Consider the following 12,474-nt stretch of genomic DNA (forward strand, 5'->3'; position numbering starts at 1 on the left):
AATGACTATTAAATGGCTGTTTCACGTATATATCAGCTATGTTCTAATACATAATAAATAGGATGAACAAAGGAGGTTTCTCATGACGTACTTACAAGAGAAGACATTTGATACACCTGGTCTTCATACTCATATTGTCAAAACAGAAAAATTTAAAACCGTGACGATCCTTTTTAAAATGCTTGCGCCTTTATCCAAAGATGACGTCACCATGCGTTCCCTTTTCCCGCATGTGCTTTTAAGAGGAACAGAAAAAATGCCGAAAACGGGAGAGCTTCGTGCTTATTTCGACGAGCTCTATGGCGCGACCGTTTCCGCAGACATGGCGAAAAAAGGTGAAAATCACATCATTACCTTCCGTCTAGAAATGGCGAATGAAAAATATTTAAAGGATCAAACCCCTTTATTAGAAAAAGGGATTGCCTTACTTTCTGAACTTTTATTCCACCCGTACGTGGAAAACGGAGTATTTCATGAATTGTACGTTGAGCAAGAAAAGCGAACATTGAAACAGCGCATTCAAGCCGTTTATGATGACAAAATGCGCTATTCAAACTTAAGACTTGTACAGGAAATGTGTAAAGGTGAGCCATATGCACTGCACGTCAATGGTGAAATGGAAGACGTCGAAGCGATTACGGCAGAAGCGCTCTTTAAAGCATACGAGCATGCACTTAAGTCCAACCAGCTGGATCTCTATGTTGTGGGAGACGTTGATGAACAAGATATCAATCGAATGGTCTCGCAATACTTTAAAACAAGTGAAAGAGAGCCAGTCAAACAAAATACCGAATCATCAAGATCACAAATAGAGCCAAAAGAAGTCATTGATGAAGAGGACGTAAAACAAGGAAAGCTGAACATTGGCTTTCGCACACATACAACGATAGCAGATGAAGATTATCCGGCGCTGCATTTGTTTAATGGCATATTCGGCGGCTTCTCTCATTCAAAGCTATTTATCAATGTGCGGGAAAAAGCAAGTCTTGCGTACTATGCTGTTTCTAGACTTGAGAGCTTTAAAGGTTTGATGATGGTCATGTCAGGAATTGAAGTCGGCAACTATCAGCAGGCAGTAGACATTATCAAAGAACAATTTGATGCCATGCAAAAAGGCGATTTTTCTGATGAAGCAATTGAACAGACAAAGGCTGTCGTCAAAAATCAGCTGCTCGAAACCATTGATACGTCTTATGGAACAGCGGAATACTTATATCAGCATGCCGTCGTGCCAACAGGGGAGAGCCTCGATTCCTTTTTAGAAGCGTTAGACAGAGTGACAAAAGAGGACATCATCAAAGTGGGTCAAAAAATCGAATGGGATACGACCTATTTTCTTAAAGGAACGGAGGGTGCTTCATGACAGTGAAAACAATTCAATTCGACCAGCTGCAAGAAACGGTCTATCACGAAAAAATGGAGAGCGGACTTGACGTCTATGTACTGCCAAAGCAAGGGTTTAACAAAACCTATGCAACCTTTACAACAAAATACGGCTCTGTCGACAATGAATTTGTGCCGCTTGGCAAAGAAGACATGATCCGAGTGCCTGATGGAATTGCCCATTTCTTAGAGCACAAGCTGTTTGAAAAAGAAGATGGAGATGTGTTTCATACATTTAGTAAACAAGGAGCATCCGCAAATGCTTTTACGACATTTACGAGAACAGCTTACTTATTCTCAAGCACCTCAAATGTCGAACAAAACCTTGAGACACTCATTGATTTTGTGCAAGAACCTTATTTTACTGAAAAAACAGTCGAAAAAGAAAAGGGCATCATTGGTCAAGAGATTAACATGTATGATGACAATCCCGACTGGCGTTTATTCTTCGGTTTGATTGAAAATCTATATCAAGAGCATCCTGTGAGAATTGATATAGCTGGAACAGTAGAAAGCATCGCTCCGATTACAAAAGATCATTTGTATGAATGCTATGAAACGTTCTATCACCCAAGCAATATGCTTCTATTTGTTGTCGGTCCCGTTGATCCGAAGCAAATATTAGATCAAGTTCGAGCGAATCAGGCGAAAAAGCCATTTACAGACCAGCCAGAGATCAAACGAAAAGACATCAATGAGCCTGAAGGTGTGTACCGAAAAGAATACGAACTTCCAATGAACGTACAAGGCTCAAAATGTATGTTTGGATTAAAAACAAAGAATCCTCATAAAAAAGGCAATGAACTGTTAAAACATGAGCTCGGAATGAATCTCATTTTAGAGACGCTGTTTGGTAAAAGCTCCTTACAATATGAACAGATGTATGAAAAAGGCTTAATTGATGAGACCTTCAGCTACGATTATACGGAAGAAGGCGGCTTTGGCTTCACATCAGTTGGTGGAGATACAAATGACCCTGATCAACTCGCAGATGAATTAAAAGAAACGCTTCTTCAAGCAAAAAGCCTGATCACAGAAGAAAAGATTGAACTTGCTCGCAAGAAAAAAATTGGCAGCTTTTTAAAAGCAATGAACTCCCCGGAGTACATCGCCAATCAATTCACTCGATACGCATTCTTAGAAATGAGCTTATTTGATGTCGTGCCAGTACTGGAGCAAATCCAATTAACAGATATTCAGCAAATCTTAGACGAAGAAATTGATGAAGAACGAATGTCAGTTTTTAAAGTCGTACCGAAAACAAAATAAAACGAAAAAAGACAAACTCAACATATAAGAGTTTGTCTTTTTTGTGTCCAGCTAAAGAAATCGCTTTATATGCGAAGATATTGATTGACAATTGTTTCGGCAATTAGTTAAACTATTTAATAGTTAAACAATCAAACTAAAGGAGCAGCATATGGTACAAAATAAAATTGCCCAGCTCATCCAGAGATATGCGGACGTCTATCTCATGATGGAAAAAAAAGTATCGAGTATGATCACGGAAAAGCTCGATAAAGAACTGACACTTGATCAATATTACTCGCTTCGATACATCAATTTACACCCAGGATGTACATCAACAGACCTTGCCATCGAATGTAATGTCAACAAAAGTGCTGTGACATCCATGACCAATCGTCTTTTTAATAAAGATTATATTTATCGAGAGCATGATCAAGCTGATCGAAGAAACGTTCATCTTTATGTGACACCCGAAGGAAAAGAAGTGGTCAGCCGAATGGAAAAGCAGCTTCAGGATCTTGTTCGGTCATATTTAGAAAAATTTGATGAAAAAGAAATAGAATCATTTATTCAAACATATGAAAAGATTTATCAAATTATCATCGAAGAGGAGGCACAACATAGTAATGAGAGCAATCATAAAGGGTAGATGGCTGATTACGATCCTTTGGGTCGTACTAGCGGCTGTATTATTAATCACCGCTCCTAATATGGCGCAATTAACAAAAGAAAAAGGGCAGATTTCTGTTCCAGATGGTTATCCTTCTTCCTACGCCGATCAATTATTAAAGAACATGTCTGAAAATGGGGATACGGAAAAATCGATCGTCATTGTCTTTCAAGGAAAGGATATCGTCAAAGAAAGAGAAGCCTCTTTAAAGAAAGCGATGGAGATTTTAGAAAAGGATCAAGATCTCCATGTTGAAGACATCACTTCTTATTTTGATGCAAACAAAGATATTAAAAAACAGATGCTCTCTAAAGATCAAACAACACTTCTTGTTCCAGTTACATACGACTCGAACAAAATCAAAGCATCCGATTTTAAAGAAAGAGTCAATGAAAAGCTTAAGAGCCTGAACCTGAAATTTGAAATGACAGGTCAGCCGCTAATCGACGATGATGTCATCACAAGCTCACAAGAAGGTCTGAAAAAAACGGAATTCATTACAATTGGGTTTATTTTAATTGTTCTTGTGCTTGTCTTTAGATCCGCAGTGGCACCGTTCGTTCCTTTAGTGGCTGTGGCGCTTTCCTATTTGGTCAGCCAATCCATTGTGGCTTACCTAGTAAAGTATGTTGATTTTCCGCTCTCAACCTTTACCCAAATTTTTATGGTCGCCATCATGTTTGGGATTGGAACCGACTACTGCATCCTGTTGCTAAGCCGGTTTAAAGAAGAACTATCTCACGGAAAAGATAAGATTGAGGCGATTATTACAACATATAAGACGGCAGGTAAAACCGTTTTATTCAGCGGAATTGCTGTTCTCATTGGTTTTACGTGTATCGGTTTAGCCCAATTCCAACTGTATAAATCAGCTGTAGCCGTGGCGGTTGGTGTCGCCGTGTTAATTGTGGCACTGCTCACTGTCGTTCCATTCTTTATGGCGGTTTTAGGAAAAGTGTTATTTTGGCCGATCAAAGGCGATATTGCCCACCCGCAATCGAAAATGTGGGAAACAGCCGGTCGTTTTTCATTTAAGAAACCACTTCTCAGCTTGCTAATCGTTGCAATTATTACCCTTCCAGCGATTCTTATGTATAAAGGAACACTTTCATATAACAACCTAGACGAAATCGGCAATAAATACGAATCCGTCAATGCATTTAATACGATCTCTGACAAATTTGGACCAGGTGAAGCCCTTCCAGCAACCGTTGTCGTGAAATCATCCGATCTTTTAGACAATAACGAAGGTCTGATTGCTGTTGAAAAACTAAGCCGCGCCATTGAACAAACAGATGGCGTGAGTAAAGTAAGAAGTGCGACACGCCCTGTTGGAAAAGGACTGAATGATCTGTACGTGAAATCTCAAGCCAAAGAGCTAAATAGCGGGCTTGATAAAAGTAACGAAGGGTTGAAAAAGATCCAAGATGCTCTTACAACCATGAGTAAATCCATCGAGGATCAAACACCACAAATTAAATCATCTGGAAAAGGCATTAACAAATTGATTTCTGGAACCGAATCCGTAAAATCAGGTATTCAAAACGTCGAAAAAAAGATGAGAGAACTGCAAAACGGAATTGATCAAAACAAAAAAGGTGTTTCTGAAATTAAAGAAAGAATAAAGGGTGCGAAAAAGGAATTAACAGATCAAGTCGCACAAGTGAATCAGCAAGTGGCACTTTATAAAAGCATTTCCAAAGAATTAAAAGCCGCATTGGCACAAGTCGATACTTCATCCTCTGCCGCAGCGGATGTGAAAGCTTTGATCAGTCAAGCAAATAAACAGTTCAGTACACTTGAGCAGCAAATTCCGCAAGTGAAAGAAAACCAATCATATCAAGCCATCAAAGCTTCATATAAGGAACTTTCTACTACCTTGCAAGAAGGAGCCAAACAGGCTGACAGCTATGCAAAACAAGCAAAAGAAGCAAAAAAACAGCTTGAAGCAGCAGATGCTTTTATCGCAAAAGCTTCAGAGCAGCAAAAAGTGTTTACAAATCAAATTGATGAGCTGATTGCTGGCTTAGAAGCCATTGAAAACGGGCTAGATCAAACGTCTAAAGGCCAAGGACAGCTAGCTGATAGTATGCCTAAACTTGCAAATGGAGCCGGCGACATCATTAATGGTCAAAAACAAATGAAAGAAAAAATTGGAGGCTTTGGTGACGATCTGACCAAGCTGACAGATGGTCTAAACAAAAGTGTCGACGGACTTGAGAAAATTTCAAACGGCTTAATGGGTGCAGGAGACTACTTAGATGAACTGAAAAACGCACCAGATCAAGACATGGCCGGTTGGTTTATTCCAAAAGATGTTCTAAAAAATAAAGCTTTCAAGCAAGTGTTCGATTCCTATATGTCGGATGACCGCAAAATGACAAAGATTGACGTCATTTTAGAAGACAATCCATATGGAAACGACGCCATGAAAACAATTAAACAAGTAGAAGCTTCGGTCAAACGTGCACTTCCTGAAACAAACTTAAAAGATGTTTCATTTGGCGTATCTGGTGTATCAAGTATGAACGCTGATTTAAAACAGCTGTCAGACCAAGACTTCAATAAGACGGTTTTTTACATGATGATCGGTATTTTCTTAATACTAGTGATTCTCTTCCGTTCTCTCGTGATGCCGCTTTACTTAGTTGGATCGCTGATTTTAACGTACTTTACCGCCATTGGTGTAACAGAATTTATTTTCACCCATTTCTTCGGATATCCGGGCATCAACTGGGCTGTTCCATTCTTTGGCTTTGTCATCTTAATGGCGCTTGGAGTCGATTATTCGATTTTCTTAATGGAACGTTTCAATGAATACAAAACAAAAGACATCCAGTTTGCCATGACTGAATCAATGAAAAATATGGGATCTGTTATTATGTCTGCTGCCGTCATTTTGGCAGGAACATTTGCAGCGATGCTGCCATCAGGTGTATTGTCACTCTTACAGATTGCAACACTTGTTCTCACAGGGCTTTTATTGTATGCGCTCGTTGTGCTACCATTGTTCGTACCTGTGATGGTCAAATTGTTCGGATCAGCGAATTGGTTCCCATTTAAACGAAAAGAATAAGGATTCCATAAAGAAAGTAGGAACAAAGTATGAGTCGTTGGGCACTGATTACTGGTGCCAGTGGCGGAATTGGGCAGGCGACAGCCAAAAAGCTTGCCCAAGAAGGCTGCCATCTGATGCTCCATTATCATCAAAATGAACAAGCGGCTAGCCGTCTTTCCGCTGATCTCAAAGAAACATATCAAGTAGAAACGTACGTCATCCAAGCTGATTTAGCGAAAACAGGCGGAGCAGCAGAGCTTGTCAGCCGCCTGCCGCTTGATCCAGATATTCTTGTTTTAAATAGCGGAAAGAGTCATGTTGGTTTAGTGACAGATACTGAAAAAGAAGTTCTAGCCAGCATGGTGCAGCTTCATGTGACAAGTCCATATGAGCTTACCCAATCCATTTTGCCTGCCATGATCCAAAAAAAGTCAGGTCATATTATTGCGGTTAGCTCAATATGGGGGGAAACGGGTGCCTCGTGTGAAGTACTGTATAGTATGGTCAAGGGTGCTCAAAATGCTTTCATTAAAGGGCTTGCCAAAGAGCTTGCCCCAAGTGGAATTAGAGCAAATGCAGTCTCACCAGGTGCGGTTCAGACTGATATGATGAAAAGCTTCACACAAGAAGACCTTGCGATGATGGAAGAGGAGATTCCACTCGGCCGTCTTGCCGCACCTGAAGAGATAGCCGATGTCATTTGGTTTCTCGCCTCAAAGCAGTCAAGTTATATGACAGGTCAAATTTTATCCGTTAATGGCGGCTGGTACTGTTAAAAACGTGTATAATTCGTCACTCCATGACAAAAGCTATGGCTGTAATTCATCTTTTCGAATGGAGGAATCGACATGTCAGTACTTGAGAACTGGGACCATTGGAAAAACTTTTTAGGAGACCGTTTAAATCATGCGCAGGATAAAGGCTTAAAAGATGATACTATCAATAACCTTGCGTATGAAATTGGCGGATACCTGGCTAATGAAGTTGAAGCAAAGAATGAGCAAGAAAGAGTACTTGCTGACCTTTGGAGCGTCGCATCAGAAGATGAGCAGCGCGCAATTGCCAATATGATGGTCAAACTGGTTGAAAATAATAGCTCGCACTAAACAAAAAGAGGGGTCGTTTGTGCCTCTCTTTTTATTTTAACTGTTTCACAACATTGTGCTTTCTAAAAATGTGAAAATGCTTTATGATAAAGGAAGGTAAAAATTTGCCACAATGAAGGGGGTAATATCATTTGGCAAAGCTCGAATGGTATTTTGAATATGAGATACAGGTGAACCGTCCCGGACTTTTAGGAGACATTTCTTCTTTAATGGGGATGCTTTCAATTAATATTGTGACAATTAATGGTGTTGATGTATCAAGACGCGGCATGCTTCTTCGCTGTGACCACACAGAACAAATTAAGCGGCTTGAATCAATTTTAAATACAATGGAAACGATAAAAGTAACGAAACTAAGACAGCCAAAACTTCGTGACCGTTTAGCTGTTCGTCATGGAAGATACATTCAGCGTGATGCGGATGACAAAAAGACGTTCCGTTTTGAAAGGGACGAGCTTGGTCTACTTGTTGATTTTATGGCTGAATTATTTAAAAAAGAAGGACATAAATTGATTGGAATTCGCGGAATGCCGCGGGTTGGAAAAACAGAATCAATTGTTGCTTCAAGTGTATGTGCAAGTAAGAGATGGCTGTTTGTATCGTCGACTCTTTTGAAACAGACCATTCGCAGTCAGCTGATTGCAGATGAATACAGCCCGGATAACGTCTTTATTATTGATGGGATTGTGTCGACAAGAAGAGGTTCTGAGAAGCACTTGCAGCTTTTAAGAGAAATTATGAGACTGCCTGCTACAAAGGTTGTAGAGCATCCAGATATCTTTATTCAAAATTCAGAATATACAATGGATGATTTCGACTACATCATTGAATTGCGTAATAGTGCAGACGAAGAAATTACATACGAGCACGCTGAAGAACCACAAGTGTTTGATCATTCTGGTTTTTCTGGCTTCGATTTTTAATATGGTAATGGTAGGTGTTTGTTTTGACTGAATTGGGAAAACGGCTCGTTGAGGCCAGAGAGGAAAAAGGGATGTCGCTGGAGGATCTGATGGCGGCTACCAAAATCCAAAAGCGCTATTTGCTAGCAATAGAACAAGGAAATTATGATATCATTCCAGGTAAATTTTACGTCAGAGCGTTTATTAAACAATATGCCGAAGCCGTTGGACTGAATCCTGAACAATTGTTCGAAGAGTTTCGTAAAGATGTACCAAGCACGTATAACGATGAAGTGTCTGATAAATTATCAAATATTAAACCGCAAAGAGAGCTGCCAAAGCCTGCCTCAAAGGTACTGGAGCTGCTTCCGACGATTTTAATCATTGGAGGGATCCTTGTGGTGATCGCTATCATTTATGTGATCGTTCAAGCGGTTAATCATGATAGCGGACAAAAAAATAATCAGGCGGCTCCTCAGCAATCAGAATCAAAATACGAAGTGTCTGAGGATTCATCGCTTGCAAAGGATCAAAAGAAAAAGGAAAAAGCTTCGTCAGATGATCAAGAAAAATCATCTGAAAAAGACGATTCCTCAAAGGATTCATCTAAAGACGATGAAGATGTTTCTTTGAAGGCGACGAATACAGAGGGTTCTACGACAACGTATGAAGTATCAGGTGCAGAAAAGATGGAGCTAACCATTTCTGCCTCACAAGCTTCATGGCTTCGTGTGAGAGACGAATCTGGAAAAGTGCTGAAGATGGGTGAATTGAAAGATGGCGAATCGTTTAAAACAGACTTAACTGATCTTTCCCAAGTCGATATCCGCTTAGGAAATGCATCGGGAATCGATATCAAAGTCAATGACGAAACGCTGAAGTACGAATTAGACCCTAAAAACACCATGACACAAAACATTGTGATTGTGAATAAAGGAAAGGAAAAGTCATCTTAAGCAAGTAGATGACTTTTCTTTTGTTCCTACTATTATATATACATAAAAAAATGGCTTATTGGAGGATTGAAATTCATGTTTAACTTACCGAATAAAATAACTCTTTCTAGGATCGCCTTGATCCCTGTTTTTATGATCATTATGCTTGCTCCATTAGATTGGGGTGTTGCGCGCTTTGGTGACGTCAGCATTGAAGTCACTCACCTTGTTGGAGCGATCTTGTTTATTATCGCTTCGACAACCGACTGGATTGATGGTTACTATGCACGTAAGCTCAATTTAGTCACAAACTTTGGTAAATTTTTAGATCCGCTTGCAGATAAATTGCTTGTTTCAGCGGCTTTAATTATACTTGTTCAATACAATCTCACACCGGCATGGATGGCAATTGTGATCATTAGCCGTGAATTTGCTGTAACGGGCCTAAGGCTTGTCTTAGCTGGAGGCGGTGAAGTGGTCGCAGCCAATATGCTTGGAAAAGTGAAGACGTGGGCGCAAATCATTGCGATTTCGGCACTTCTTTTGCATAACCTGCCGTTTGAACTTGTATCATTCCCTTTTGGTGATCTTGCCATGTGGGTAGCGGTGTTCTTCACTGTTGTCTCAGGCTGGGATTACTTTGCGAAAAACTGGGAAGCCTTAAAGAATTCTAACTAAAAAGGACGTGTACGCTTTGAAGTCAGAGAGAAAAGCAGAAATTATTGCAGTCGGTTCCGAACTTTTGCTAGGGCAAATTACGAATACGAATGCACAATTCATCAGCAAACAACTAGCTGAAATTGGTGTGAATGTTTATTACCACACAGCTGTTGGTGACAATCCAGAGCGTTTAAAAAGGGCCATTCAAGTGGCACAGGAAAGATCGAATTTTATTATCTTCTCAGGTGGTCTTGGACCAACGAAGGACGATTTAACAAAAGAAACCATTGCGAGTACGCTCGGTAAAGAGCTTGTGCTAAATGAAGAAGCATTTGAGTCTATTCAAGAATACTTCCGTAAAACCGGACGTGATATGTCGCCGAACAACCGTAAACAGGCGCTCGTTCTAGAGGGATCTGATGTGCTCGTAAACCGTTTCGGAATGGCACCTGGTATGTTTATACAAGAGGGAGATACGTTTTACATTCTGCTCCCTGGACCGCCAAGTGAATTGCACCCGATGTTTGAAAACGAAGCGAAGCCGCTTATTTCTGAAAAACTCGGCCTAAAGGAAAAAATCGTGTCTGTTGTCTTGCGTTTCTTTGGCATCGGTGAATCTCAGCTGGAAACAGATCTTGAAGATTTAATTGATGCACAGACCAATCCAACGATTGCACCGCTTGCAGCTGACGGGGAAGTGACGCTAAGGCTGACAGCCAAGCATGAGGATGAAAAAGAAACAGAGCGTCTGTTAAAAGAAACAGAAGCACAAATTTTAGAACGGGTCGGCGAGTACTTTTACGGATATGGTGATACATCTCTTGCCTTTGAAGCTTCAAAGGCCTTGCATGAACACGGGAAAACAGTAGCAGCGGCTGAAAGCCTGACTGGTGGTATGTTTTCAGAGTGGCTGACAGATCTCGAAGGGGCATCATCCATTTTAAACGGCAGTGTGGTTTGTTACACAAATCAAGTCAAGCAGCAAGTGCTGGGCTGCCGTGAAGAAACATTGTCTTCTCATGGTGCTGTCAGCAAAGAGTGTGCGTTAGAGCTCGCCGAAGGCGTTAGAAAACTGACGGGAAGCGATATCGGTATTAGCTTTACAGGTGTGGCAGGTCCTGAACCACACGAAGGACAGCCGGTTGGAAAAGTATTTATCGGGCTATCGACAAAAGACCAGACAGACGTGTTTGAATGGATGTTTACTGGCAGTCGATCAGGCATTCGCAAGCGTGCTGTGAAATATGGTTTGCACCACCTTCTCAAATTATTAAAAGAAAGTTAATTTTGTTTTTTATGAGGTTTACTCCTTTATAAAAGAGCGTTTTTTCTAATAGAAACAGCTCTTTTCTTAAATAATCTGCCAAGAAAAAATCGAATATGTGTTCGTTTTTTTCTTGGCAAATGACGTGAAACAAGGTATAGTATAGATAGTGGAATTGATAAAGGAGGAAACAATAGAATGAGTGATCGTCAAGCAGCCTTAGATATGGCTCTTAAACAAATAGAAAAACAGTTTGGTAAAGGCTCTATTATGAAACTAGGAGAGCAAACAGATACACGTATTTCAACAGTACCTAGTGGTTCGTTAGCACTTGATACTGCGCTTGGAATAGGTGGGTACCCTCGCGGCCGTATTATTGAAGTATATGGTCCAGAGAGTTCTGGTAAAACGACAGTAGCACTTCATGCGATTGCTGAGGTTCAGCAGCAGGGAGGACAAGCTGCATTTATCGATGCGGAGCATGCGCTAGATCCAGTTTACGCTCAAAAATTAGGTGTCAACATTGATGAGTTGTTACTTTCTCAGCCGGATACAGGAGAACAAGCACTTGAAATTGCAGAAGCACTTGTTCGTAGTGGTGCAGTTGATATTGTTGTCATTGACTCAGTAGCTGCTCTTGTACCAAAAGCAGAGATCGAAGGAGACATGGGAGATTCACACGTTGGTCTTCAAGCACGTTTGATGTCTCAAGCACTTCGTAAACTATCTGGTGCTATCAACAAATCAAAAACAATTGCGATCTTTATTAACCAAATTCGTGAAAAAGTAGGGGTTATGTTTGGTAATCCTGAAACAACGCCTGGTGGACGTGCACTTAAGTTCTATTCATCTGTTCGTTTAGAAGTACGCCGTGCTGAACAGTTGAAACAAGGGAACGACATCATGGGGAACAAAACGAGAATTAAAGTTGTGAAAAACAAGGTGGCACCGCCATTCCGTATTGCCGAAGTAGACATTATGTACGGTGAAGGTATCTCGAAAGAGGGAGAAATCATTGACCTTGGAAGCGAACTAGATATCGTACAAAAGAGCGGGGCTTGGTATTCTTATCAAGAGGAACGTCTTGGACAAGGACGTGAAAATGCGAAGCAATTCCTAAAAGAGAATAAAGACATTCTTCTTATGATTCAAGAGCAAATCAGGGAGCACTACGGTTTGGATACAAACGGAGTGAAATCAACTGACGAAGAAGGACAAGAAGAATTGGAATTGAATGACTAAAAAGAC

The 12,474-nt window shown here is 40.5% G+C and carries 11 protein-coding genes; all 11 read left to right on the top strand.

The annotated features are described in order from the left end of the window. The first annotated feature begins 82 nt into the window (after window positions 1–82). The 11 genes from MKY11_RS08290 (at window position 83) to recA (ending at window position 12,468) form a co-directional block, all read left to right on the top strand. The gene (locus MKY11_RS08290) at window positions 83–1,363 is read left to right on the top strand and encodes a pitrilysin family protein (RefSeq protein WP_056704743.1); all 1,281 of its coding nucleotides are present in this window, start codon (window positions 83–85) and stop codon (window positions 1,361–1,363) included. Then, window positions 1,360–2,652, top strand: a complete 1,293-nt coding sequence (locus tag MKY11_RS08295; protein WP_039166628.1) for a pitrilysin family protein — start codon at window positions 1,360–1,362, stop codon at window positions 2,650–2,652. The genes MKY11_RS08290 and MKY11_RS08295 overlap by 4 nt, the downstream gene beginning before the upstream one ends. Before the next feature lie 151 nt (window positions 2,653–2,803). Then, window positions 2,804–3,280 carry a MarR family transcriptional regulator gene (locus tag MKY11_RS08300; protein ID WP_024720380.1) on the top strand — a complete coding sequence of 159 codons (477 nt, stop codon included), beginning with the start codon at window positions 2,804–2,806 and terminating at the stop codon, window positions 3,278–3,280. Beyond that, the gene (locus MKY11_RS08305; protein ID WP_096881431.1) at window positions 3,258–6,377 is read left to right on the top strand and encodes an MMPL family transporter; all 3,120 of its coding nucleotides are present in this window, start codon (window positions 3,258–3,260) and stop codon (window positions 6,375–6,377) included. Before MKY11_RS08300 ends, MKY11_RS08305 begins: the two co-directional genes overlap by 23 nt. Window positions 6,378–6,406: 29 nt before the next feature. Beyond that, window positions 6,407–7,135, top strand: a complete 729-nt coding sequence (locus tag MKY11_RS08310; protein WP_135008876.1) for an SDR family oxidoreductase — start codon at window positions 6,407–6,409, stop codon at window positions 7,133–7,135. A 72-nt stretch (window positions 7,136–7,207) separates the two neighbouring features. Further along, window positions 7,208–7,465, top strand: a complete 258-nt coding sequence (locus MKY11_RS08315) for a DUF3243 domain-containing protein (RefSeq protein ID WP_003211590.1) — start codon at window positions 7,208–7,210, stop codon at window positions 7,463–7,465. 131 nt (window positions 7,466–7,596) lie between these two features. Then, entirely contained in the window at window positions 7,597–8,388 is a 792-nt protein-coding gene (locus MKY11_RS08320; RefSeq protein ID WP_039166619.1) for a DUF3388 domain-containing protein, read from the top strand. Window positions 8,389–8,411: 23 nt separating this feature from the next. Beyond that, window positions 8,412–9,323, top strand: a complete 912-nt coding sequence (locus tag MKY11_RS08325; RefSeq protein WP_335352771.1) for a helix-turn-helix domain-containing protein — start codon at window positions 8,412–8,414, stop codon at window positions 9,321–9,323. Between the two features lie 75 nt (window positions 9,324–9,398). Continuing rightward, a complete protein-coding gene (pgsA, locus tag MKY11_RS08330) occupies window positions 9,399–9,980 on the top strand; it encodes a CDP-diacylglycerol--glycerol-3-phosphate 3-phosphatidyltransferase (RefSeq protein WP_070325845.1) in 582 nt (193 codons plus the stop codon). Between the two features lie 16 nt (window positions 9,981–9,996). Next, window positions 9,997–11,247: a competence/damage-inducible protein A gene (locus tag MKY11_RS08335; RefSeq protein ID WP_007499480.1), complete on the top strand. Its 1,251-nt coding sequence runs from the start codon at window positions 9,997–9,999 to the stop codon at window positions 11,245–11,247. A gap of 177 nt (window positions 11,248–11,424) precedes the next feature. Then, complete coding sequence (gene recA / locus MKY11_RS08340; protein ID WP_007499478.1) at window positions 11,425–12,468, top strand: recombinase RecA; 1,044 nt, start codon at window positions 11,425–11,427, stop codon at window positions 12,466–12,468. Window positions 12,469–12,474 lie beyond the last annotated feature (6 nt).

Origin of the sequence: Bacillus sp. FSL W7-1085 (genome assembly GCF_038595035.1) — a bacterium.
GTDB lineage: Bacteria > Bacillota > Bacilli > Bacillales > Bacillaceae > Bacillus > Bacillus altitudinis.